Origin of the sequence: Streptomyces hamibioticus (assembly GCF_047946815.1) — a bacterium.
Lineage (GTDB): Bacteria > Actinomycetota > Actinomycetes > Streptomycetales > Streptomycetaceae > Streptomyces.
This window is the reverse complement of sequence record NZ_JBKKQY010000001.1, coordinates 815,618-838,078: the sequence shown is the minus strand read 5'-3', so window position 1 is coordinate 838,078 and position 22,461 is coordinate 815,618. Positions and strand designations below refer to the sequence as shown.

At 73.4% G+C, this 22,461-nt stretch carries 20 protein-coding genes and 2 pseudogenes; 10 read left to right on the top strand and 12 right to left on the bottom strand.

Features of this window, described 5'->3' with window-relative positions; genetic code table 11:
• Nucleotides 1–144 precede the first annotated feature (144 nt).
• Nucleotides 145–720: pseudogene (locus ACLGIH_RS03830) on the bottom strand (cation:proton antiporter domain-containing protein); the annotation flags it as partial.
• Between ACLGIH_RS03830 and ACLGIH_RS03825 the strand changes: the two are divergent.
• The 3 genes from ACLGIH_RS03825 (at nucleotide 709) to ACLGIH_RS03815 (ending at nucleotide 4,774) form a co-directional block, all read left to right on the top strand.
• On the top strand, nucleotides 709–1,716 hold the full coding sequence (locus ACLGIH_RS03825) for a glycoside hydrolase family 15 protein (RefSeq protein ID WP_416523787.1): 1,008 nt from the start codon (nucleotides 709–711) through the stop codon (nucleotides 1,714–1,716). The pseudogene ACLGIH_RS03830 and the gene ACLGIH_RS03825 sit on opposite strands and share 12 nt — an antisense overlap.
• 275 nt (nucleotides 1,717–1,991) lie before the next feature.
• Nucleotides 1,992–3,818 carry a thiamine pyrophosphate-requiring protein gene (locus tag ACLGIH_RS03820; RefSeq protein ID WP_416523786.1) on the top strand — a complete coding sequence of 609 codons (1,827 nt, stop codon included), beginning with the start codon at nucleotides 1,992–1,994 and terminating at the stop codon, nucleotides 3,816–3,818.
• Nucleotides 3,819–4,387: 569 nt separating this feature from the next.
• Nucleotides 4,388–4,774, top strand: a complete 387-nt coding sequence (locus tag ACLGIH_RS03815) for a hypothetical protein (RefSeq protein ID WP_416523785.1) — start codon at nucleotides 4,388–4,390, stop codon at nucleotides 4,772–4,774.
• A gap of 37 nt (nucleotides 4,775–4,811) precedes the next feature.
• Here the strand turns inward: ACLGIH_RS03815 and ACLGIH_RS03810 are convergent, their stop codons facing one another.
• The gene (locus ACLGIH_RS03810) at nucleotides 4,812–4,976 is read right to left on the bottom strand and encodes a hypothetical protein (RefSeq protein ID WP_416523784.1); all 165 of its coding nucleotides are present in this window, start codon (nucleotides 4,974–4,976) and stop codon (nucleotides 4,812–4,814) included.
• Between the two features lie 200 nt (nucleotides 4,977–5,176).
• Between ACLGIH_RS03810 and ACLGIH_RS03805 the strand changes: the two genes are divergently transcribed.
• Entirely contained in the window at nucleotides 5,177–6,190 is a 1,014-nt protein-coding gene (locus ACLGIH_RS03805) for a TerC family protein (RefSeq protein ID WP_416523783.1), read from the top strand.
• Nucleotides 6,191–6,452: 262 nt separating this feature from the next.
• On the opposite strand, the gene ACLGIH_RS03800 is transcribed toward ACLGIH_RS03805, so the two are convergent.
• Entirely contained in the window at nucleotides 6,453–6,833 is a 381-nt protein-coding gene (locus tag ACLGIH_RS03800) for a hypothetical protein (RefSeq protein WP_416523782.1), read from the bottom strand.
• A gap of 75 nt (nucleotides 6,834–6,908) precedes the next feature.
• A complete protein-coding gene (gene ppdK, locus ACLGIH_RS03795) occupies nucleotides 6,909–9,629 on the bottom strand; it encodes a pyruvate, phosphate dikinase (protein WP_416523781.1) in 2,721 nt (906 codons plus the stop codon).
• A 236-nt stretch (nucleotides 9,630–9,865) separates the two neighbouring features.
• On the opposite strand from ppdK, the gene ACLGIH_RS03790 reads away from it, so the two are divergent.
• Complete coding sequence (locus ACLGIH_RS03790) at nucleotides 9,866–10,168, top strand: Rv3488 family transcriptional regulator (protein ID WP_416523780.1); 303 nt, start codon at nucleotides 9,866–9,868, stop codon at nucleotides 10,166–10,168.
• Nucleotides 10,169–10,199: 31 nt separating this feature from the next.
• On the opposite strand, the gene ACLGIH_RS03785 is transcribed toward ACLGIH_RS03790, so the two are convergent.
• A complete protein-coding gene (locus tag ACLGIH_RS03785; RefSeq protein WP_416523779.1) occupies nucleotides 10,200–11,477 on the bottom strand; it encodes an APC family permease in 1,278 nt (425 codons plus the stop codon).
• Nucleotides 11,478–11,800: 323 nt separating this feature from the next.
• Here ACLGIH_RS03785 and ACLGIH_RS03780 point away from each other — a divergent pair.
• Together ACLGIH_RS03780 and crcB are read left to right on the top strand one after the other, a co-directional pair.
• Nucleotides 11,801–12,286 (top strand): annotated as a pseudogene (locus ACLGIH_RS03780) (fluoride efflux transporter FluC); the annotation flags it as partial.
• Between the two features lie 155 nt (nucleotides 12,287–12,441).
• Nucleotides 12,442–12,816 (top strand): fluoride efflux transporter CrcB, encoded by a 375-nt coding sequence (gene crcB / locus ACLGIH_RS03775; RefSeq protein ID WP_416523778.1) that lies wholly within the window; start codon nucleotides 12,442–12,444, stop codon nucleotides 12,814–12,816.
• A gap of 28 nt (nucleotides 12,817–12,844) precedes the next feature.
• On the opposite strand, the gene ACLGIH_RS03770 is transcribed toward crcB, so the two are convergent.
• Nucleotides 12,845–13,750, bottom strand: coding sequence for a class I SAM-dependent methyltransferase (locus tag ACLGIH_RS03770; protein ID WP_416523777.1), 906 nt, complete (start codon nucleotides 13,748–13,750; stop codon nucleotides 12,845–12,847).
• A gap of 220 nt (nucleotides 13,751–13,970) precedes the next feature.
• Between ACLGIH_RS03770 and ACLGIH_RS03765 the strand changes: the two genes are divergently transcribed.
• Complete coding sequence (locus ACLGIH_RS03765; RefSeq protein ID WP_416523776.1) at nucleotides 13,971–14,774, top strand: VOC family protein; 804 nt, start codon at nucleotides 13,971–13,973, stop codon at nucleotides 14,772–14,774.
• Nucleotides 14,775–14,793: 19 nt separating this feature from the next.
• Here the strand turns inward: ACLGIH_RS03765 and ACLGIH_RS03760 are convergent, their stop codons facing one another.
• Together ACLGIH_RS03760 and ACLGIH_RS03755 are read right to left on the bottom strand one after the other, a co-directional pair.
• The gene (locus ACLGIH_RS03760; protein WP_416523775.1) at nucleotides 14,794–15,210 is read right to left on the bottom strand and encodes a universal stress protein; all 417 of its coding nucleotides are present in this window, start codon (nucleotides 15,208–15,210) and stop codon (nucleotides 14,794–14,796) included.
• 1 nt (nucleotide 15,211) lies between these two features.
• Nucleotides 15,212–16,705: an APC family permease gene (locus ACLGIH_RS03755; protein ID WP_416523774.1), complete on the bottom strand. Its 1,494-nt coding sequence runs from the start codon at nucleotides 16,703–16,705 to the stop codon at nucleotides 15,212–15,214.
• A 213-nt stretch (nucleotides 16,706–16,918) separates the two neighbouring features.
• On the opposite strand from ACLGIH_RS03755, the gene ACLGIH_RS03750 reads away from it, so the two are divergent.
• A complete protein-coding gene (locus ACLGIH_RS03750; RefSeq protein ID WP_416523773.1) occupies nucleotides 16,919–17,641 on the top strand; it encodes a hypothetical protein in 723 nt (240 codons plus the stop codon).
• 188 nt (nucleotides 17,642–17,829) lie between these two features.
• Complete coding sequence (locus ACLGIH_RS03745) at nucleotides 17,830–18,441, top strand: sigma-70 family RNA polymerase sigma factor (RefSeq protein ID WP_416523772.1); 612 nt, start codon at nucleotides 17,830–17,832, stop codon at nucleotides 18,439–18,441.
• A 107-nt stretch (nucleotides 18,442–18,548) separates the two neighbouring features.
• On the opposite strand, the gene ACLGIH_RS03740 is transcribed toward ACLGIH_RS03745, so the two are convergent.
• The 4 genes from ACLGIH_RS03740 to ACLGIH_RS03725 form a co-directional block, all read right to left on the bottom strand.
• Nucleotides 18,549–19,235, bottom strand: coding sequence for a dienelactone hydrolase family protein (locus tag ACLGIH_RS03740; RefSeq protein ID WP_416523771.1), 687 nt, complete (start codon nucleotides 19,233–19,235; stop codon nucleotides 18,549–18,551).
• Between the two features lie 233 nt (nucleotides 19,236–19,468).
• Nucleotides 19,469–20,287, bottom strand: a complete 819-nt coding sequence (locus ACLGIH_RS03735; RefSeq protein ID WP_416523770.1) for an ABC transporter ATP-binding protein — start codon at nucleotides 20,285–20,287, stop codon at nucleotides 19,469–19,471.
• Nucleotides 20,284–21,378 (bottom strand): FecCD family ABC transporter permease, encoded by a 1,095-nt coding sequence (locus ACLGIH_RS03730; protein WP_416529275.1) that lies wholly within the window; start codon nucleotides 21,376–21,378, stop codon nucleotides 20,284–20,286. The genes ACLGIH_RS03735 and ACLGIH_RS03730 overlap by 4 nt, the downstream gene beginning before the upstream one ends.
• A gap of 11 nt (nucleotides 21,379–21,389) precedes the next feature.
• Nucleotides 21,390–22,433, bottom strand: a complete 1,044-nt coding sequence (locus ACLGIH_RS03725) for an ABC transporter substrate-binding protein (protein ID WP_416523769.1) — start codon at nucleotides 22,431–22,433, stop codon at nucleotides 21,390–21,392.
• Nucleotides 22,434–22,461: the final 28 nt, after the last annotated feature.

Genomic DNA, 22,461 nt, shown 5'->3' with positions numbered 1-22,461 from the left:
GGCAGGTATGCGTGCGTCAGGCGAAGGCCGCCGTTGCGTTCGGCGAGTGCCCGGGTGAGGAGTCGGGCTCGAGTCGCATCTCGAGCAACGCTCTCACCCGCGGACGCAGTCACCGGGTCCGGCTCGGTCACTTCGCGCTGCCCGTCATAGGGTGTCGCGTCGCGAGGGTGTGGCGGCAGTCCGCAGCCGGTCGAGCCGTGCGACGACCGGGCCTGCCGTGACGCCGTGCAGCACCACCGAGGCGAGCACGGTGAACGTCACCACCGCCCACAGCTCCCGGGACGGCTCCGGGAAGTCGTGCTCTCCCAGGCCGTAGGCGAGGTAGTACAGCGAGCCGATGCCTCGGATGCCGTAGCCCGCGACAACCCAGCGTTCCTTGGCGGGCATGGGGCTCCCGAGCAGCCCCGCCCACCCGGACAGCGGCCGGATCACCAGCAGGAGCACCAGCGCGGTGACAGCGCCCTGCCAGGTCAGAGGGGCAAGGCCGCCCAGTGCGATGAATGCGCCCAGCAGAAGCAGCAACGTCGCGGTGAGCAGGCGCTCGACCTGTTCCACGAAGTCGTGAAGGACGTTGTGGAAGCCGTGGGCACGTTCGGCCGCCCGGATCGTGCACGCGGTGGTGAACACGGCGAGAAAGCCGTAGCCCCCCATCAGCTCGGTCACCCCGTAGGACAGGAAGGTGGCACCCAGCGCGACGAAGCCGTCCCGGTGTTCGGAAACGGGGCGATCATCGCCGCCCCCACCTCGTCGCTCCCCGAACACATCGGCGGAACGCGGAACTGGGATTACCGCTACTCCTGGATCCGCGACGCCGCCTACTCCGTCTTCGCGTTGCGCCGCATCGGCCTGCCGTCGGAGGCCGGCGGCTTCCTGGACTGGGCCCTGACCGCCGCCCGGGGCGATCACCGGCCGCACGTGCTGTACGACGTCGACGGCAACCTTCCTCCGCCGGAAGCCGTGGACGAGGGACTCGAAGGCTATCGCGGCTCCGCCCCCGTGCGCTGGGGAAACGCGGCCGTCGAGCAGACGCAGCACGACGTCTACGGGGAGATCCTGGACTGCGCCTTCCAGTGGGCCGCCACCGGAGGGGACTTCGACGACCAGCTGTGGCACTGGCTGGCCGGTCTCGTCGACCGAGCGGGGCACGCCTGGCGCACTCCCGACCACGGCATCTGGGAGGTCCGTACGCCCGGCAAGCCCTTCACCTACTCCGCCGCCATGTGCCAGGTGGCCCTCGACCGAGCCGCCAGGCTCGCCCGCCGGCTGAACCTGCCGGGCGACACCGACAAGTGGGCACGCCAAGCCGGTCACCTGACCGAGCGGATCCTCCACCATGCCTGGGACGACCGAATCCGCGCTCTCACCGGGGACCTGGGTGAGGGCAGTGCCCTCGACGCCTCCGTTCTCGCCCTGCCCCTGCGCCGGGTGCTGCCGGCCGACCACCCCAGGATGGCGGCCACCTGCCAGGCGGTGATCGAGCAGCTGGGCGCCGGCGACGGACTGCTCCACCGCTACCTGCCGGAGCGCTCACCGGAACGGGATGGACCACGAGCCGGAAGGCGCCTTCCTGCTGTGCAGCTTCTGGCTCGTGGACAACCTCACCGGACAGGGGCACACGGAACGGGCGGGCGAGCTGTTCGAGAACCTCTGCTCCCGCGCCAATCTCGGGCTCCTGCCGGAGCAGATCGATCCCTCGGACGGCACCTTTCTCGGTAACTTCCCGCAGGCCATCAGCCACGTCGGCCTTGTCTCCAGCGCGGTCGCCCTGGCTCGTACCACCCGCGGGGCGCACCCGGAACTCTCCACGGGAGCCTGGCTCGCCTGACCGGCTGGAGGAGTTGGTGCGGTGCTGTCCGGCCGGCCGCCCGCCTCCGGCCGGGCCGTGATGTTTGCCATGGCGGTCGTCCGGTAACCCGTCAGGCTCCCCAAACGCGATGCAACGGCCGGGTCGAGAAGGCGCGTACCGGCGGAAACGGAAGGCCGAGGCCAATATGAAGGTATCCGACTACATCCTCCAGCGGTTGCGTGAATGGCAGGTGGACCACGTCTTCGCCTATGCCGGCGACGGCATCAACGCTCTGCTCGCCGCATGGGGACGCGCCGGCAACCAGCCGAAGTTCGTGCAGTCCCGGCACGAGGAGATGTCCGCGTTCCAGGCCGTCGGGTACGCCAAGTTCTCCGGCAAGGTGGGTGTCTGCGCGGCGACCTCGGGCCCGGGGGCGATCCACGTGCTCAACGGCCTGTACGACGCCAAGCTCGACCATGTGCCCGTCGTCGCGCTGGTCGGGCAGACCAACCGCAGCGCGATGGGCGGCTCGTATCAGCAGGAAGTCGACCTGCAGAACCTGTTCAAGGACGTGGCCTCGGAGTTCTGCGAGACGGCGATGGTGCCGGAGCAGCTGCCGAACCTCATCGACCGGGCGATGCGCACCGCGTACGCCAAGCGCACCGTCACCGCGATCATCATTCCCGCCGACGTGCAGGAACTGGACTACAGCCCGCCGACGCACGCCTTCAAGATGGTGCCGTCCAGCATGGGGCTCAGCCAGTACGCCCCGGTGCCGGCCGACGCGGACATCGAGCAGGCCGCCGAGATCCTCAACTCGGGCGAGAAAGTGGCCGTCCTCATCGGTCAGGGCGCTCGCGGCGCCCGTGCCGAGGTGGAGGAGCTGGCAGACGTCCTCGGTGCCGGCGTCGCGAAGGCGCTGCTCGGCAAAGACGTCCTCCCCGACGACCTGCCGTACGTCACCGGCGCCATCGGTCTGCTCGGCACCCGCCCCTCGTACGAGCTGATGCGGGACTGCGACACGCTCCTGATGATCGGTTCCAGCTTCCCGTACACCCAGTTCATGCCGGAACTGGACCAGGCGCGGGCCGTGCAGATCGACATCGACCCGCACATGATCGGCCTGCGCTACCCCTTCGAGGCGAACCTCGTCGGCGACGCGCGCGAGACGCTGCGCCGGCTCCTGCCGCACCTGCGCCGCAAGGAGAACCGGGCCTGGCGCGAGAAGATCGAGAAGGACGTCGCCCGTTGGTGGGAGGTCATGCAGCGCCGCGCCGCCGTGGATGCCGACCCCATCAACCCGGAGTACGTGGCGCACGCGCTCGACGGCAGGCTTCCCGACGATGCCATCGTGACCGCGGACTCCGGTTCCGCCGCCAACTGGTACGCCCGCCACCTGCGGCTGCGCGGCCGGATGCGCGGTTCCCTGTCGGGCACGCTGGCCACCATGGGGCCGGGTGTGCCCTATGCCATCGGTGCGAAGTTCGCCCACCCGGACCGTCCGGCCATCGCTCTCGTCGGTGACGGGGCGATGCAGATGAACGGCATGATGGAAATGGTCACGGCCGCCAAGTACTGGCGGGAGTGGGCCGACCCGCGTCTGATCGTGGCCGTCTTCAACAACGGCGACCTCAACCAGGTCACCTGGGAGATGCGGGCCATGGAGGGCGCGCCCCAGTTCGAGGAGTCGCAGCACATTCCCGACCTGCCGTACGCGGAGATCGCGCAGCGCATCGGGCTCGAGGGCGTCCGTGTGGAGAAGCCCGAGCAGGTCGAGTCGGCCTGGGACCGGGCGCTCTCGGCCGACCGGCCCTTCGTCATCGACTTCCGCACCGACCCGGCGGTGCCGCCCATCCCGCCGCACGCGGAGCTGGACCAGATCGAGGCCGCCGCCGCAGCCGTTCTGCGCGGCGACAGCGACCGCGGCTCCATGATCAAACAGGGTCTCAAGGCCAAGCTGCAGGAGGCGCTGCCCGGCACCCGGCACCGGAAGGACCGCCCCGGCGCGGGTCCCGAGGACAGCGCCGGGTAGAAGCCGTGACTCACCTCGCCACCCGACCGGTTCCGCCGGTCCGGTGACGTGGACGGGGCGCCGGCCCTCAGCCGGGCGTCCCGTCCCTCCGAATCCGCACCCGGCCCGGCTGGACTTCCCGTCGTCGTGCGGGTGGGAGACAGGCGGTCTCCGGCTGCCAGGGGGCGGTAGTCCGGCCCCAGACGCAGGTTCTGTCCGTCACCGCGTGAGGCTGCCCTCCCGTCACCGCGTGAGGCTGCCCTCCCGGATACGGCACGAACACGCCGCCTGTGCATCCCGGCGACTCGGTGACACACCGGATGCGGGCCACCCGGATCACTCCTGTACGGCTGTGCGCCCTCCCGTGCCCAGGGCCCGCCAAGCGACCACGTCCGTGCCGGGCCGCTTCGCGCCAACACGTCACACGTCTCGTGTGCCGCGGAGGTGGGTACTCGCGTACCGCGTTCCGCCGGCGTCCGCGTACCGCGAAACGGCGTGGCGGGAGGAAGTGGAGGGCGTGGCCGGCGGCGGTCCTCGGTCACGGGTTCGTCAGTGCCTGAACAGCGAGGTGATCGGTTGTGAGTTCCGCGATGAATGAAGAGCACGCGTTCGCCCGGATCGAACGACGTCTCGCCCGCGAGGATCCCGAACTGGCCCAGCGTATCGACGCCATCAACAGCCAGTTCACCGACATGTGCGGCGAAGGGACGGCACAAGCCGACGAGCGGCGAACGGGCCACTGCGACGGCCGGGCCGGGGACCGGACCGCCGAGGAGGGTCCCGGCGACCACGCAGACGGCGGCCACCAGCGCTCACGGAGCGCCGTGACCGCGGCGGTACTCGCCGCCGTGGCCATTCTCGGACTGCTCCTCACAGCGATCCTGTCGTCACCCGGCGGCACACAGGAGCCGATACAGCCGAACGGGCTGGCCCCGCCCGCGGTACTTGACGTCGTCGAGGAGCTGCCTTCCTCCTGACCGAAGCCGAGACGGCGGCCGTGCGGAGACGCGGCGTTCAGCGGTGCCGTCGGCCTCCCCTGCGAAACCGCACCGCGGCGTAGGCGAGGGCGCAGACGAAGACGGCCACGCCGATCACGAGCAGGTACAGCAACCCCTCGATCACGGTACCGATGATGCCCAGGACCACTGCCACGAGGATCAGGAACAGCAACAAAGCCATCGTGACCGCCTTCCATGACGACACCCTGTCTGGTTTGTAGGTTTCGTACATAGTTCCCACATTTCTTCCGGTTGATGTCATCCGGCGTGCTGCTCGTGCCCTGCCGGGTGGTCCGCACCGCCTTCACAGCCGCCGCTCCGGCGGCACCGCCGCCTTCCCGCCGAACGAGGACCGACCCGGAAACCGGATGGAGGACCGGTATGGACATCAGCGCACTCACCTGGGCTGTCACCATCGCCCTGATCCTCGCCCTGCTCGCCGTCGACCTGGTCCTGGCCGCCGCGCGCCCGCACCGGGTCGGCTTCGGCGAGGCGACAGCGTGGTCGGTGTTCTATGTCCTCGTCGCGGTGGGCTTCGGCGCCTGGTTCGCCGCGAGATACGGCGGCGAGTTCGGCACCGAGTACTTCGCCGGCTACGTCGTCGAGAAGAGCCTGTCGGTCGACAACCTGTTCGTCTTCGTCATCATCATGACCACCTTCGCCGTGCCGGCGGAACACCAGCACAAGGTGCTCACCTTCGGCATCGTGCTCGCCCTGGCCATGCGCGCGGTCTTCATCGTGCTCGGTGCCACCCTGCTGGCGCTGTTCTCGTTCATGTTCCTGCTGTTCGGTCTGCTGCTGATCTACACGGCCGTGCAGTTGTTCCGGCACCGTGACGAGGACCCCGACGTGGAGGACAACGTCATGGTCAAAGCCGCTCGCCGGCTCCTGCCGGTCACCGGCGACTACGTCGGCGGCAGACTCGTCACCCGCGTGGACGGGCGCCGGATGGTCACCCCGCTGTTCATCGTCCTGCTCGCCATCGGCAGCATCGACCTGCTCTTCGCGCTCGACTCCATTCCCGCCGTGTTCGGGGTCACCCAGGAGCCCTACATCGTCTTCACCGCCAACGCCTTCGCCCTGCTCGGCCTGCGCGCCCTGTTCTTCCTCGTCAAGGGACTGCTGGACCGGCTGGTGTATCTGTCCGCCGGACTCGCGCTGATCCTCGCGTTCATCGGTGTCAAGCTCATCCTGCACTGGGCGCACGTCGACCTGCATGAGCGAGTTCCGGAGATTTCCACGCCGGTCAGCCTCGCCGTGATCGCCGTGGTGCTCACGGCCGTCACCGTGGCGAGCCTGATCAAGACCAGGCGCGACCCGACCGCCAAGGCCCACCCCGGCTCACTGCGCGCGCATCCCCCGAAGACCGCAGACCCCGGCCAGGAAGCCCCCTGAACCGCACGCGCCGGGGACGCGGGCCGGAGGTCGGCGCGGCGAACCGCGGCGGCATCCGCAGAGCGGTGCCCAGGTCGACCTCACCGTGCGGTTCCGCCACGACCGCGCTGCCCCGGCCTCTGACCGTCCTAGGGGCCGTGGGCCCGCCCCAGGCGATGAAGCTCCCCGCGGGACCCGTGCGGCCGGGTCCGGCAGGGCCGGTCGGCCCTCGGGAGGCGGGAGGCCGCCGTGTGCCGGGCCCGGATCCCGGGCGGTATGCGGGTCACCGCGGCCCGCCTCGCCACGGCGGCGGTGCGGCCGTCCTGCGGGTGTCCTCGCGGCGGTGCGCGGCACGGTCCACCTGGCCGGGCAGCCGGTCGTGCAGCCGGTCGGCGAGCTCACGGGCGCTCGCCTCGTGGGCGTGGACGACCACGCGGTCGCCGCCCACCCGTACCTCGGCCGCGGCCGACCACGGCAGATCGGTGTGGGCAGCCGTGGCCCTGGTGATCCTCACCTCGCCGCTGACCGGCGGGAGACCGGGACGCCGCAGGGCGGCGTCGGCCTTCTCCCGGAGGTACGCGAGGTCCTCCTCGGTGACGTCGCCCTCGGCCCGCACCCGTACAGTGGTTCCGTCGCCGTGAGCGCCGGTGTGCCTGTCGGTCATGCCTCACCTCTCCGATCATCGGTGCGCGGTCCGGCCACCGCGGCTCCTCGGGACTGCCGCGCGGCCGGCCCCCGCTCACCTGCTGTCGCTCGCGTCCCCGCCCACGGCGGCCCGCCCGGCCTCCAGCCGCGCCACGGGGACCCGGAACGGCGAGCAGGAGACGTAGTCGAGGCCGGCGGCGTGGAAGAAGTGCACCGAGCCGGGGTCGCCGCCGTGTTCGCCGCACACGCCCATCTTCAGGCCCGGCCGCACGGCCCGCCCCTCCGCGACGGCGATCTCCACCAGTCGGCCCACGCCCTCGCGGTCGATCGTCTCGAACGGGGAGGTGGCGAAGACGCCCTTGTCGAGGTAGGCGGAGAAGAACGCGGCCTCGACGTCGTCGCGGGAGAAGCCCCAGGTGGTCTGGGTGAGGTCGTTGGTGCCGAAGGAGAAGAACTCCGCGCCCTCGGCGATCCGGCCGGCCGTGAGCGCCGCGCGCGGCAGCTCGATCATGGTGCCGACCGGGCAGGTCACCGGTACGCCGGAGGTGTCGGACACCTCGGCCAGCACACGGTCCACCTCTTCCCGCACGAGCCGGAACTCGGTGACGTCCCCGACGAGCGGGACCATGATCTCCGCCCGGGGGCGGCCGCCCGCCCGGATGCGTTCCACGACGGCCTGGGCCACGGCCCGCACCTGCATGGCGACCAGGCCGGGCACCACCAGCCCGAGGCGGACGCCGCGCAGGCCGAGCATCGGGTTCTCCTCGTGCATGCGGTTCACGGCGTCCCACAGCTCGGCGTCGTGCGGGTCCGGCCGATCGCCGCGGGCCTCTGCGGCGGCGATACGGGTGGCGAGGCCGAGGCGGTCGGGCAGGAACTCGTGCAGCGGCGGGTCGAGCAGGCGGATGGTGACCGGCAGGCCGTCCATCGCCTGAAGGATGCCGGTGAAGTCCTGGCGCTGCAGCGGCAGCAGGGCGTCCAGCGCACGGTCGCGCCCGGCGTCCGTGCGGGCCAGGATCATCTCCTCCACCAGCTTGCGGCGCTCGCCGAGGAACATGTGCTCGGTGCGGCACAGCCCGATGCCCTGGGCGCCGAACCGGCGGGCCCGCGCGGCGTCCTCCGGCGTGTCCGCGTTGGCCCGCACCTCCAGCCGCCGGACAGTGTCGGCGTGGTCCAGGGCGCGGATGACGGCGTCCACCACTCCGGTCGACTCCTCGTCGGCCTCGGCGGCACCGTCGGTCCCGGGAGCCCCACCGGCCTCCAGGTGGCGCATCACCGCCGAGTCGACGAGCGGTACCGCCCCGGTGTACACCGCACCCGCGGAGCCGTCCACCGACAGGACGGTGCCCTCCTCGATCACGGTGCCGTCCCGAGTGGTCAGCCGCCGGGCCGCGGTCTCCACGACGAGTTCCTCGGCACCGCAGACGCAGACCTTGCCCATCCCGCGGGCCACGACGGCCGCGTGCGAGGTCTTCCCGCCTCTGCTGGTCAGCACCGCCCGGGCGGCCACCATGCCGGGCAGGTCGTCGGGGGTGGTCTCCCGACGCACCAGGACCACCTGCTCGCCGGCCGCGGCCCGCCGCACCGCCTCGGCCGAGTCGAAGACCGCCGCACCCACCGCCGCACCGGGCGAGGCGGGCAGGCCGTGGGCCAGCGGAACGCCGGCCGCCGCGGCGTCGAAGCGGGGGAACATCAGCCGGGCCAGGCCCGCTCCGCTCACCCTCGCCAGCGCCTCGTCGGCACTGATGAGCCCCTCGTCGGCCAACGCGCGGGCGATGGCGAAGGCGGCCTCGGCGGTGCGTTTGCCCACCCGGGTCTGCAGCATCCACAACCGACCGCGCTCGATGGTGAACTCGATGTCGCACAGGTCCCGGTAGTGCCGCTCCAGGGTCCGCATGTGCTCCAGCAGCCGCCCGTACGAGCGGGGGTCGAGACGCTCCAGCTCGGCGAGGGGTACGGTGTTGCGGATGCCGGCGACGACGTCCTCGCCCTGCGCGTTGGGCAGGTAGTCGCCGTACAGGCCGGGCCGCCCGGTGGCCGGGTCGCGGGTGAAGGCCACCCCGCTGCCGGAGTCGGTGCCGAGGTTGCCGAAGACCATGCACTGCACGTTGACGGCGGTGCCGAGGTCGTCGGGGATGTGCTCGCGCCGCCGGTAGACGCGGGCCCGCTCACCGTTCCAGGACTGGAAGACGGCCAGAATCGCCCGGCGCAGCTGCTCCGCCGGCACCTGCGGGAAGTCCTCCCCGGTCTCGTCGCGGATCAGCTCCCGGTACGCCTCCACCAGGTGGACGAGGTCGCCGGCGTCGAGGTGCACGTCGTCCGGAGCACCGCGCAGCTCCTTCAGCCGCGCCAGGACGTCCTCGAACCGGGACGCGTCGACGCCCATGACCGTGCTGCCGAACATCTGCACGAGCCGGCGGTAGGAGTCCCAGGCGAAGCGCTCGCTGCCGGAGACCTTCGCCAGGCCCAGCACGGAATCGTCGTTCAGGCCGATGTCGAGGATGGTCTCCATCATTCCGGGCATGGAGAACCGGGCGCCGGACCGGACGGACACCAGCAGCGGGTCGTCCGGCCGGCCCAGCCGCCGGCCGACCGCCTCCTCCACGGCCGCCAGATGTGCGGACACCTCCCGCGCCAGGCCCGCGGGCTCGGCGCCGGTCGCCAGGTAGGCCCGGCACGCCTCGGTGCTGATGGTGAAACCCGGCGGGACCGGCAGACCGAGCCGGGCCATCTCGGCCAGGTTCGCACCCTTGCCGCCGAGCAGGCCGGCCTGGTCACGGCCGCCCTCGGTGAAGTCGTACACGTAGCGGACCATGACGTCGGCTCCTCAGTCGCGAAGACCAGCTCCCCTTCCAGCCTCCCGCCGGTGGCCGGTCGGAGCGCGCGCAGGGGTGCGCTGACCGGCACTCCGTGCGGACGCTGCCGGCGACGATCACCGGGGACGCCGATCGGACGCGTGACCGGCCGCCGGTGGGCCCGTCCCGTGGGTCATACACTTGCGAAACCGATATCGGATTCGTGACTGCCCGGCGGGGCGGGAGGTGGGCCGCGGTGCGGGAGTTCCAGCGGGGCGCGGTGCGGTTGCACATCCTGCACCACGCCGCCGAGGGCGAGATCCATGGCGCCTGGATGACCAGGGAACTGGCCGGGCACGGCTACGACATCAGCCCCGGCACCCTGTATCCCACGCTGCACCGCCTGGAGGCGGACGGGCTGCTGGCCTCCGAGCAGCAGGTCGTCGACGGCCGCACCCGCCGCGTCTACAAGGCGACCGCGGCCGGGAAGAAGGCCCTCGCCGAGGACCGCGAGGCCCTGCGGGAACTGGCCCGCGAGGTCCTCGGCGACGACGCCTGACACACGACGCCTGACACACGACGCCGCCCGGTCACGGGGTGCGGCGCCCGGACATCGCCCGGCGCACCGCGTACCACCCGGCCCCCGCGGCCAGCACCGCCGCCCCGGCGATCACGGAGGTCCGCGGCAGGGCGAAGGCCAGCACCACGCAGCCGGTCAGCCCGATCACCGGGACGGCCCGCACCGGGCGGCCCTCCGCGGGGGTCAGGGTCCAGGCCGAGGCGTTGGCGACGGCGTAGTAGACCAGCACCCCGAACGAGGAGAATCCGATCGCCCCCCGCACGTCCGCCGTCGCCGCGACCGCCGCCACTACCGCGCCCACCACGAGTTCCGCCCGGTGGGGCACCTGGAACCTCGGGTGCACCGCGGCCAGCGCGTGCGGCAGGTGCCGGTCGCGGGCCATGGCCAGCGTGGTGCGCGAGACACCCAGGATCAGCGCGAGGAGCGTGCCGAGTGCCGCCGCGGCCGCCCCCGCCCGGACCACCGGCACCAGCCAGCCGGCGTCCGCCGCACGCACGGCGTCCGACAGCGGCGCGGTGGCATCCGCCAGGCGTTGCGGTCCCAGCACCGTCAGCACCGCGACGGCGACCACCGCGTACACCACCAGGACGATGCCCAGGGCCAGCGGGACCGCCCGTGGGATGGTGCGCTCCGGGTCGCGGACCTCCTCGCCCAGCGTGGCGATGCGCGCGTAGCCGGCGAACGCGAAGAACAGCAGGCCCGCCGCCTGGAGCACCCCGCCGACGGTGGCGTCCGAACCGATGTCCAGCCGTGCCGCGTCCGTGTCGCCGGAGCTGAACGCGGCCACGGCGACGGCGGCGAGCACGGACAGGACGACGGCGACGATCGCGCGGGTGAGCCAGGCGGACTTCTGGATCCCGGCGTAGTTCACCGCGGTCAGGGCCACCACCGCCGCCACCGCGACCGCGTGCGCCTGCCCGGGCCACACATAGGTGCCGACCGTGAGGGCCATCGCCGCGCAGGAAGCCGTCTTGCCGACCACGAACCCCCAGCCCGCCAGATACCCCCAGAACGGACCCAGCCGCGCCCGGCCGTAGACGTACGTGCCGCCGGAGGCCGGGTAGCGCGCCGCGAGCCGGGCGGAGGAGGTGGCGTTGCAGTACGCCACCACCGCCGCCAGGGCCAGCCCGAGCAGCAGCCCCGAGCCGGCGGCCTGCGCGGCCGGGCCGAGCGCGGCGAAGATGCCGGCACCGATCATCGACCCCAGCCCGATCACCACCGCGTCGAACACGCCCAGCCGCCGCCGCAACTCGTCCGGCGCCGCGGGGGTGGTCGGCTGCTTGTTCATGGCGCACTCCTCGGCGGCACAGACGGGTGTACGGACTCCGATATCGGAAGACGATACGGGAGCCGTCCACCCCTGCCGCGGCCGGACCCCGGACCCGGCGGTGGGCGGGCACGGCCGGCCGGTCGGGCCCGGCGGCCGGCGCGGGCGGGCCGCCCGGTTATCCTGGCCTGGACGGCCGTCCTCCCAGTCCGGAGCCCGGCCGCGCGGCGGTGGGGCCCGCCGTACCCGAACCGCGGCACCGTCGCCGCCAACGGTCCCTGCTTGTGCCGACCGGCCGCCCGCACGCCTGCGCGGGCACCGCACGAGTAGGAGACGCATATCCGATGGCCGAGCCCCGCGAGCAGCCCCCCGAGCCCGTCGCCCCGGGCGTCGAAACGGACATCGACCCGGACGTCGACCCTTCGCCGCCGGCCCGACGGGGCGGTGCGGCCGGCGGGCAGGCGCCCGAGATCGCGGTGATCGCGGCCGGCGGCGCGCTCGGCGCGGCCGCCCGCCACGCGGCCTCATTGCTGTGGCCCACCGCCCCGGACGCCTTTCCCTGGACCACGCTGGCGGTCAACGCCGTCGGCTGTGCGGTGATCGGCGCGTTCATGGTCGTCATCACCGATGTGTGGGTCGCCCACCGGCTCGTCCGGCCGTTCCTGGGCACCGGTGTGCTCGGCGGGTTCACCACCTTCTCCGCCTACGCCGTCGACATCCAGCGCCTCCTCCAGGACGGCCACGCCCGCACCGGCCTGGCCTACCTGGCCGCCACGGTGGTGGCCGCGTCGGCGGCGGTGTGGTGCGCGGCGACCGCGACGCGCCGCCTGGCCGCCAAGGGAGCCAAGGGAGCCAAGGGGGCCAGGAGAGCTAAGGCGGACAAGGGAGGCAAGGGGGCCAGGAGAGCTAAGGCGGACAAGGGCGGCAAGGGAGGCAAGGGCGCCGAGGAAGCGAAAGGCGCCGAGGAAGCAAAGGGGAGCAGGGCGTGAACTGGCTGTTCGTCATCGCCGGCGCCGCGGTCGGTGCGCCGCTGCGCCACCTGACCGACCGCGCCGTCCGGGCCCGGCACGACTCGGTCTTCCCGTGGGGCACCTTCGCCGTCAACGTCACCGGCTGTCTGGTGCTGGGCGTCCTGACCGGAGCCGTCACCTACGGGGCCGCCTCACACTCGGTGCAGTTGCTGCTCGGCACCGGGCTGTGCGGGGCGCTGACCACCTACTCCACGTTCTCCTACGAGACGTTGCGGCTGGCGGAGTCCGGGGCCCGCTTCCTCGCCGCCGCGAATGTGGTCGCCAGTGTCGCGGCCGGCCTGGGGGCGGTGTTCCTCGGTGCCGCCGTGGCGCAGGCGGTGTGGACCTGACCCCCGATGACCTCCGGAGGCAGGTCGTCTACTTCGGGGGGCGCACGGCGGTGACGAGCCAGTAGCGGCCGGTCAGCCGTACGCCGCTGTCCGCCTGGTACGCGCGGAAGGCGTCCGTCGCGGCCCGGCGGGCGCGTTCCTGCGCGTCGGCATCGGCGTCCGCCTCCCGCAGCCAGTGGCGCAGCGGCCCGAGCCCGAAGAGGAAGCCGGCCGCGTCCTCGGCGTCCTCGCCCCAGTACTGGGGCGCCTCGACGCCCTCGACGGCCACGTCGTCGAAGCCGGCGTCGGCCAGTACCCGACGTGTGTCGTCGGGGTCGGCGAGGGCCAGCGGGCTCGGGCCGGTGGACCGGGACAGATCGGGCAGCCGTACGTGCTCCGAGACCGCCGCGAAGACCGCGGACTGGTCCATGCGGTCGAAGCTCTGCGGGCAGACGAAGGCGAGACGACCGCCGGGGCGCAGGGCCCGGCCGATGTTGCCGAAGCCCGCCACCGGGTCGGCGAAGAACATGACGCCGAAGCGGCTGACGGCGACGTCGAACGCGCCCTCCTCGAAGTCGTGGACCTGGGCATCGGCCTGGACGAAGCCCACGTTGCCGACGGATTCCGCGGCGGCACTCGCCCGGGCCCGTTCCAGCATGGGCGCCGACAGGTCGATGCCCAGGGCGTACGCGGCGCGGCCGGCGGCGAGGCGGGTGACGCGGCCGTTGCCGCAGCCGACGTCGAGGACCCGGTCGCCCGGGGCGATGGCCGCCGCGTCGAGGAGGGGGGTGTTGGCCCCGTCGTTGATGGCGTCGTAGCGGTCCTGGTGGTCTGCCCAGTGCCGCCCTTCGTAGCCGTTCCAGGCCGTGGCCTGCTGCGAGTTGACCACGTGCTCCGCGCCGCGCGGGCCGGTGGGTGCGGTGGGGCCGTGCGGGTTGTGCGTCGGATCCGTCATACGGCCATGATGACGCCGTCGGACGCCCGCTCGCAGCCGTCGTCCCGGCCTTCTCCCGAAGTCCCGCCCCGCCCCCGCCCCGCCCCCGCCCCGCCCCCTCTCCGGGATGACGGCCGCCCGTTCACATTCCTGAGGGGCACCCGGACGACCAGGCCGGCGGGCGAGTGTCAGTGCCGGGTGCGACGCTGAGGCCAGACACGTTCCGCGGAAGGGAATCACCGTGATCACCACAGAATTCGCCCCCGGCTCACCCTGTTGGCTCGACCTCGGTGCGCCGGACGTCCGGGCGGCCGCCGCGTTCTACGGCGCGGTGCTCGGCTGGGAGTACGAGTCCATGGGAGAGGGAGAGGGAGGAGACGCGGAAGGCGGGATGTTCCGCAAGGACGGCAAGATCGTCGCGGGCCTCGGCAAGCTCACCGAGAAGGGCGCGCGCCCGGCCTGGATGATCTACTACTCGGTCACCGACGCGGACGCCACGACCCAGGCCGTGGAGCGCGCGGGCGGCACGGTGCGGGTGGCGCCGATGGACCTCGAGGACTGGGGCCGGATGGCGCAGTACAGCGATCCGCTGGGCGGCCAGTTCGCCGTCTGGCAGCCGGGGAAGACCAAGGGCGTCGAACTGGTGGACCAGCCGGGCTCGCTGTCCTGGACCGAGCTGTACACGAGCGACGCCGCGGCGGCGAAGGAGTTCTACGGCGGCGTATTCGGCTGGCAGTTCAGTGACATGGAGCTGCCGGGCGGTGGGGGCACGTACTCCCTCATCACTCCGGCCGGTCTGCCCGAGGAGCGCATGCACGGCGGCGTCATGGGGCTGCGCCGGGAAGACCTCGCGCTGGCGAACGGGCGGCCGTACTGGCACCCGGTCTTCGCCGTCGCCGACTGCGACGCCGCCGTCGCCCAGGTCACCGCCAACGGCGGCAGCGTGCAGATGGGACCGGAGGACGCGGAGGGCGTCGGCCGGCTGGCCGTCTGCCTCGACCCGTCGAACGCGGACTTCGTGGTGCTCACCCCGTCCGGGAGCTGAAGCGGCCGGCCGGCCGCTCTCACTCCTCGGGCGGCACGCACAGCACGGGAACGCGGGACAGGTGCAGCAGCTTGTGCGGGGTCGAGCCCAGCAGGGCCCCGCGCATCGGGCTCTCGCCCCGGCCGCCCACCACGATGACCCGCGCGTCATGCCGGGCCGCCGCGCTGAGCAGCGCCTGCGCGGGCTTCTCGTCGATGATCTCGACCGCGGTCGGTACGCCGGCCGCGTCGGCCACCTCGACGGCGTGCCGGAGAGCGGCGCGGCCGGATTCGACGAGTGCCTGGTGGTGGGAGGCGTACTCCTCGCCCACGGAGCCGGGAGCCGCGGCGCCGTAGACCAGTACGAGCGGCTCGCCGAACGCCGCCGACACCTCGACCGCGACCCGCAGGGCGCGTACCGAGCCCGCCGACTCGTCGTATCCGAGGACGACCGCCATCTCAGGACTCCTCGGGGCGGACGGGCTCGGGGTCCGCGACGCCGGGGCGTTCCGACCAGAAGGCGGGCGCGACGAACCGCCACACGAACATGACGACCACGCCGACGAGGGCGATGCCGAGGCCGATGACCAGTGGGGGGCCGAGACCGAGCCAGGCGACGCCGGTGTAGGAGCCAGCCGGGTGGGACATGTCGATCACGGACTCCGCCAGCAACCACGTCAGCAGCCCGGCGCCGACCAGCGGGCCCACGCCGATGAGCAGGAAGTTGCGCACGCTCTCGGTCAGCCGGCGGCGGTAGTAGACCGCGCAGGCGACGCCTGTGAGCGCGTAGTAGAACGCGATGAGCAGCGACAGCGCGGAGAGCGAGTCGAAGAGCGCGCTTTCGCTGATCTGCCGGACGGCCAGATACCAGCCGATGGCGATCGCCGCGACCCACCAGGTGCTCACGTCGGGCGTGCGGTACCGCGGGTGGATCCGGCCGAACTGCCGGGGCAGCGCCCGGCGGCGGGCCATGGACAGGGCCGTGCGCGACGCCGGGATGATCGTCGTCTGCGTCGAGGCCAGCGCCGAGGTGGACACCGCCAGCAGCACGACCCAGTCCCAGCCGCCCATCGCCTCGCCCGCGAGCAGGGCGAAGACGAACTCCTCCTCCTCGGCGTTGGCGGTGAGGAACGTGGTTCCTGCGTAGGCCACGACGGCGAACCCGACCGACACGTAGGTCACCAGCAGCACGACGGTCGACCAGACCGCGGCCCTGCCGGGGGCGGTGGCGGAGTGCTCGACCTCCTCGGTCAGGTTGACCGCGGATTCCCAGCCCCAGTAGATGAACACGCCCAGCAGCAGGGCCGCCGTCAGAGGGGCGCCGCCGGACCCGAAAGGATCGAGCCACTCGACCGACGGCCTGAGGGAGTCGAGCGTGCCGGTGCCGGCGTAGACGCGGTACAGAGCCACCGCCGCGAAGGCGACCAGACAGGCGACCTGGGCCAGGATCAGCACGTTCTGCACATGGGCCGACAGCTCCGTGCCGATGACGCACAGGGCCGTCATCACCAGGATGACCAGCACGGTGAGCAGCTGGCGTACGACCTCGTCGGCGGCCCAGCCGTCGAGGCCCACGGCGAGCAGACCGAAGGTCACGGCGACGTCGGCCAGCGAGCCGACGACCAGGACGCCGGTCATGGCGATGGCCCAGCCGCCGAGCCACCCGGCCCACGGCCCCATGGCCCGGGTGACCCACGAGAACGTCGTTCCGCAGTCCTGGTCGACCCGGTTCAGGTGGTAGAACGCCGAGGCGATCAGCAGCATCGGCACGAACGACGCGAGCATCACCCCCGGGGCGTAGATGCCCACCAGGGCCACCACCGGGCCGATGACCGCCGCCAGCGAGTACGCCGGGGAGGTGGAGTTGAGTCCGATGACGAGGGCGTCGAGGAATCCGATCGCGTCGGCCTTCAGCCCGGTGGGGCGGCCTGGGGCCTCCTCGGTGTGGGCCATGGCCCTCGCTCCGTGCTGAGTGGGTCGGTCGGACGGCGAACCGGTGACGTGGCGTCCCTTACCAAGATGAGTCCTCCGGCGGTGAGCGGCACCCCGGGCGACGCCGTCCGCCGAGTGTGACCCGGGTCACGGGAGTCGGATTGAGTCGGGTGCCGGGACAATGTCCGTACCCTCCCGTGACCCGTGGGACCCGGATGCGAGGATGAGGCCGCCATGACTGCTGGGTGGTGTTCTCGCACGGTACGGGCCGCGGTGTTCGCGGCCGTGTGCGTGCTGCTCGCCGCCACGGGTCACGTCCTGATGTCCGGTGTCCCGGTGCCCTGGTGGGCCATGGTTGCCGGTGCCGCGGCCACGGGCGGCACGGCCCTGTGGGCCGCCGGCCGGGAGCGCGGACCGCTGCCGGTCGGCTCCGCCACGGTGGCCGCCCAGGCCGCGCTGCACGCCTCGTTCTCGCTCGCCCAGGCGGTCGCCCGTCCGGGACCGCCGGGCAGCGGCTCGCTGGGCCGGCGGTGGCTGGACCACCTGCTCTGTGCCCCGGCGGGGCCCGCTCCGGCGCCGGCCCACTCCATGGACCACGGCACGGCCGCCGCACACGCGGTGCACCCCGCCGGCCACCTGGACGCCCTGGGCACGTCGGCGCACATGGACCACGGCACGGGCGGCATGTCCTCGGCCGGCATGCTCGCCGCCCACCTGCTGGCCGCGCTGCTGTGCGGCCTGTGGCTCGCGCACGGCGAACGCGCCGCCTTCCGCATCCTGCGCGCCCTGGCCGCCCGGTTCCTCGCACCGCTGCGTCCGCTGCTGCGGCTGCCCGCACCGCCCGACCGCCCGCGCGTCAGGGCGCGCCGGACCGGTCCCGCCCGCGTGCCGCACCGGCTCCTCCTCACCCGTGCGATCACCTATCGGGGCCCGCCCGCGGGGGTCGCTGTCGCCTGACGACAGCCGGCACCACCCCGAGGCGGTACGGAGCCACGAGCCGTCGGCTCCCGCCTCGGGCACCGGCCGCGCACAGCCGTGCCCGGCCGTCACCCCGGCACCGGCACCGCCGTGCCGCAGACCCGGCGCCGCCGGCGCCGCGCGCGGCGACCAGGGCGCCGGTCCGGTACACCCCGAAGGACCCCCAGGTGACCACTGCTGCCCTGCTCCCTGCCCGGAAAGAGTCGAGAGAGGAGTCGATCACCGCCCTGGCCCTCGCCGCCCGCGGCGGCGACACCGACGCCGTCGAACACTTCGTACGCGCCCTGCACCGGGACGTCCGGCACTACGTGACGTTCCTCGGCGCGGACCCGCAGAACGCCGACGACCTGGCCCAGGACACCTTCCTGCGGGCCCTCGGCAGCCTGCACCGGTTCGAGGGCCGCTCCTCGGCCCGCACATGGCTGCTCTCGATCGCCCGGCGCGCGGTGATCGACAGCATCCGCCACGGCGCCGCCCGCCCCCGCCTGTCGGACCGGGAGGACTGGGAGGCGGCGGCCGAGCGCGCCCAGCCGCGCGACCTGCCGGGCTTCGACGAGGGCATCGCCCTGGCCGAACTGCTGGACACGCTTCCCGCCGACCGGCGGGAGGCCTTCGTCCTCACCCAGTTGCTGGGCCTTCCCTACGCGGAAGCCGCCGTCGTCAGCGACTGCCCCGTCGGCACGGTGCGCTCACGCGTCTCCCGCGCCCGCACTTCGCTGATCCGGTGGCTGGCGGAGGCCGAGGCCGGGGGCGCTCCGGCGCCGGCGTCCGCCGCCTGACCCACGGCACCGCTGCCGCCCGGTCGCCCTCCCCGGGCGGCGGCGGTGCCGGTGTCCCGGCGCGGCAGCGGTGCCGCCCGTGGACCGGCGGGGCGCGGCACCGGCCGTCAGCCGTCAGCGGCCTCCCGCGGTCCGCCGCGTCCGTCGCCCGTGTGGCGCCGGAACCAGTCGGCCGCGGCCCCGGCCACCTGCTCCAGCGCGCCCGGTTCGGGGAACAGGTGGGTCGCGCCGGGCACCACGTGCAGTTCGTGCGGCCCGGGCAGCCGCTCGGCGGCCCGGCGGTTGAGGCCGAGCACCGTCTCGTCGTGCCCGCCGACGATCAGCAGGACCGGCGCCAGGACCTGGGCGAGTGCGTCGCCGGCCAGGTCCGGGCGTCCGCCCCGGGACACCACCGCCGCGACCCGCCGGGGCCGCTCGGCGCACGCGATCAGGGCCGCGGCGGCGCCCGTGCTCGCCCCGAACAGGCCCACGGGCAGGTCGGCGGTGTCCGGACGCTCCGCCAGCCAGTCGACGGCGTCCGCCAGGCGCCCGGCCAGCAGGGCGATGTCGAAGCGGTGCTCGCCCGTCACCGCGTCCCGCTCCTCCTCGCGCTCGGTCAGCAGGTCCAGCAGCAGCGTGCCGAACCCGGCCCGCCGCAGCTCCGCGGCGACCGCGCGGTTGCGGGGACTGAACCGGGAGCTGCCGCTGCCGTGCGCGAAGAGCACCACGCCACGCGCCCCGGCGGGAACCGCCAGGTCGCCGGGGAGACGCGCCCGGCCGGAGGGCACTGCCACTGTCACCGTGTCGGAGATCATGCGTCCTCATCTCCCCGTCACTGAGGGGTCCGCCGACCGGGTACCCGCCCCCGGCGAGGCGGACCGCGGCGCCCTCTCCCGGCCGATCCGAACGGCGGCTGCCGGTCCCGGCCCCCCGCGCTCCCGAGCGGCGGCTGCCGGTCCCGCCACCCGCCTCCCCGGCGGACCCGACGGGAGCCCCCCGGCTGCCCCGGCAGCCCGACGGACGGCCCCGGGCCCCGCCCCTCCCGCACTCACCCGACGGCGCGGTCCGCCCCCTCCGGGCCGGCCGGGACCGGTCTCCCCGGCAGGAACGTCACCTGGGGCGCGCCGGTGCCGGGATGCACGGCGACCTCGCTCGCCACGCCGTACACCTCGGCCAGCAGACGCGGAGTGAGCACCTCGGCGGGCGGGCCGGAGGCGGCGACCTCGCCGTCGCGCAGGACGTAGAGGCGGTCGCAGTAGTACGCGGCCAGGTTCAGGTCGTGCAGGGCCACCAGGACCGTGGCGGGCAGGCGGCGCAGCGTCCCGAGGACCTCCAGCTGGTGCCGGATGTCGAGGTGGTTGGTCGGCTCGTCCAGGACCAGGAGGGAGGGAGCCTGGGCGAGGGCCCGGGCGATGAGCACGCGCTGCCGTTCCCCGCCCGAGAGCTGGTCGAAGGGGCGGTCGGCCAGACCCGTGGCGTCCACCGACGTGAGCGCCGACTCGATCAGCGCGGCGTCCTCGGGCGTGTCACCGGCGAGCAGCCGCTTGTGCGGAGTGCGGCCCATCGCCACGACCTCACGGACGGCGAGGTCGACGTCGGTGCCCGAATCCTGCACCACCGCCGCCACGGTGCGGGCCAGCTGCCGCACCGGCAGCGACCAGGCGTCGGCGCCGTCGACGCGCACGCGGCCCGAGGCGGGGCGCAGCACCCGGTAGACGGCGCGCAGCAGGCTGGACTTGCCGCTGCCGTTGGGGCCGACCAGCCCGATCACCTCACCGGGGCCGGCGGTCAGCGACACGTCGTGGACCAGGCGACGCGCTCCGGCGGTGAGCGTGACGCCGTCCACGGACAGCCCGGAGGCGCTCATGTCGTTCCTCGGCCGGTGTGCCGCCGGGCGTCCCGGCGCATCAGCCACAGGAAGAACGGCCCGCCGCACAGGGCCGTGAGCACGCCGACGGGGATCTCCAGCGGCGCGGCGACGGTACGTGCCGCGACGTCGGCCCAGATCAGGAAGACCGCCCCGCCCAGCGCGGCCGTCGGCAGGACGCGGCGGTGGTCGCCGCCGACGAGCAGCCGGACGATGTGCGGCAGCATCAGGCCCACGAAGCCGATCGGCCCGGCCGCCGCCACCAGCACACCGGTGACGAGGGAGAGCAGGACGAACATCCGGGCCCGGAAGCGGGCCACGTCCAGTCCCATCGTCGTGGCGGCCTCTTCACCGGCCAGCAGCAGGTTGAGACTGCGGGCCTGCACCAGCAGCACGCCGATGCCGAGCAGCACGGCCAGGCCCGGCAGCCACAGCGTGCTCCAGTCGACGCCGCCGAGACCCCCGAGGGTCCAGGCGAGGACCGCGCGGGCCTCGTTGCCCCGGTCGGTGGTGAGCAGCAGCAGGTTCAGGACCGCGGTGAGCATCGCCGCGATCGCCACCCCGGACAGCACCAGCCGCGTGGAGGTGATCCGGCCGCCGGTGCGGGCGGTTGCGTAGACGAGCAGCAGCGCGCCGAGGGCACCGGCGAAGGCGGCGGCCGACAGCGACACCGGACCCAGCAGGCTCACCCCGAAGACGATCACCGAGACCGCGCCGAGCGACGCCCCGGAGGAGACGCCCAGCAGATACGGCTCGGCGAGGGGGTTGCGGACCAGGGCCTGCAGTGCGGTGCCGACGACCGCGAGTCCGGCGCCGGTCACCGCGCCGAGCAGTACGCGCGGCGCCCGCACGTCCAGCACGATGGTCTCCCGCGCCCCCGACCAGTCCGGCTCCACCCAGCCGGCGCCCAGTGCGTGGGTCACGATGCCCCAGACCTGGCCGGGCGGCACGTGCACCGAGCCGATGGCCAGACCCGCCGTGGCCGAGAGCACCAGCAGGGCGGCGAGGACGGCCAGCGTGACGGTCAGCGGCACCCGGCCGGTCCGGCCGCCACCCGGTGTCCGTTCCCGGACGGCCGGTTCGGCGGGCACTTCCGTGGCCGTCACCGGAAGCTCTCGGGGTGCAGCCCGCGGGCCAGGTCCTCGACCGCGTACGCCGACCGGATGCCGACCAGGGTCGCGGTCAGCGGCAGCACGACGAACCGCTTGTTCCTGATCGCGGGCACGTCGGCCAGGGACCGCCGGGACAGCAGGAACTGCTTCTTCCGCTCGACGCTTCCGGCACCGGCGTAGTCGTAGACGGCGATGACCTCGGGCCTGCGCTCCACGACCTGCTCCCAGGAGGCGTCCCCGAAGACGTCGTCGAGGTCGGCGAAGACGTTCCTGCCGCCGGCCAGCCGGATCAGCTCGGTGCCCAGGCTCTTGCCGCCCGCGGTGAACGCGGCCTTGTCGCCGCTGTCGTACACGAAGACGGGCACCGCCGGCTCGTCCCGGACCGCCTCGGCGGCCCTGTCGACCCGGCTCCTGAGGTCGGACACCAGCTTCTCCGCCCGGTCGGGGACGCCGAAGATCTTTCCGATGGTGCGGATCTCGGCGTACGTGTCCTCCATCGTCACCCGCTCCTTCCCGCAGTACTCGCGGTTGAGGTGCGTGTGGATGCCCGCGTCGGCGAACGCCTCGCGGGAGCGGCCCTCGTTCTCGTCGAACGCGCTGGCGTAACCGCCGTAGACGAGGTCCGGCTCGGCCTCCAGGACCTTCTCGAAGGACGGCTCCCGCTTCGCCAGTTCGGGTACCGACTCGTGGTCCTTCTTCAGCTCGGGCAGTACGGCCGAGTCCGGGAAGGCGGTGCCCACCATGCGGTCCTTCAGGCCGAGCGCGAGCATCAGTTCCGCCGGATGCTGGTGGATGGTGACGACCCGCGAGGGGGGCTTGTCGTACGTCGTCCGCACACCGCAGTTGTCGACGGTGACGGGGAAGCCCTCGGCCGGCGCCGCGGCCTTCGGGTGCTCGGCGGCGCCGTCGCCGGACGAGCCGCAGCCGGCGGTCAGCAGGGCCGCCGTCAGGGCCAGGGCCGCGGCCGTGACACGCAGCGGGCGTCGCCTGCGGGCAGGGGAGAACAGCGGGGGACGGGACATGCCGTCGTACACGTGAAGCCTCCTGGGGAGTCCGCGCTCC

Coding starts and splice junctions, on each gene's coding strand:
- ACLGIH_RS03800 (WP_416523782.1), bottom strand. CDS start 6,833: ATGACCGACAGGCACACCGGCGCTCACGGCGACGGAACCACTGTACGG.
- ACLGIH_RS03810 (WP_416523784.1), bottom strand. CDS start 4,976: ATGGCTTTGTTGCTGTTCCTGATCCTCGTGGCAGTGGTCCTGGGCATC.
- ACLGIH_RS03750 (WP_416523773.1), top strand. CDS start 16,919: ATGACTGCTGGGTGGTGTTCTCGCACGGTACGGGCCGCGGTGTTCGCG.
- ACLGIH_RS03805 (WP_416523783.1), top strand. CDS start 5,177: ATGGACATCAGCGCACTCACCTGGGCTGTCACCATCGCCCTGATCCTC.
- ACLGIH_RS03755 (WP_416523774.1), bottom strand. CDS start 16,705: ATGGCCCACACCGAGGAGGCCCCAGGCCGCCCCACCGGGCTGAAGGCC.
- ACLGIH_RS03785 (WP_416523779.1), bottom strand. CDS start 11,477: ATGAACAAGCAGCCGACCACCCCCGCGGCGCCGGACGAGTTGCGGCGG.
- ppdK (WP_416523781.1), bottom strand. CDS start 9,629: ATGGTCCGCTACGTGTACGACTTCACCGAGGGCGGCCGTGACCAGGCC.
- ACLGIH_RS03760 (WP_416523775.1), bottom strand. CDS start 15,210: ATGGCGGTCGTCCTCGGATACGACGAGTCGGCGGGCTCGGTACGCGCC.
- ACLGIH_RS03815 (WP_416523785.1), top strand. CDS start 4,388: ATGAATGAAGAGCACGCGTTCGCCCGGATCGAACGACGTCTCGCCCGC.
- ACLGIH_RS03820 (WP_416523786.1), top strand. CDS start 1,992: ATGAAGGTATCCGACTACATCCTCCAGCGGTTGCGTGAATGGCAGGTG.
- ACLGIH_RS03735 (WP_416523770.1), bottom strand. CDS start 20,287: ATGAGCGCCTCCGGGCTGTCCGTGGACGGCGTCACGCTCACCGCCGGA.
- ACLGIH_RS03770 (WP_416523777.1), bottom strand. CDS start 13,750: ATGACGGATCCGACGCACAACCCGCACGGCCCCACCGCACCCACCGGC.
- ACLGIH_RS03740 (WP_416523771.1), bottom strand. CDS start 19,235: ATGATCTCCGACACGGTGACAGTGGCAGTGCCCTCCGGCCGGGCGCGT.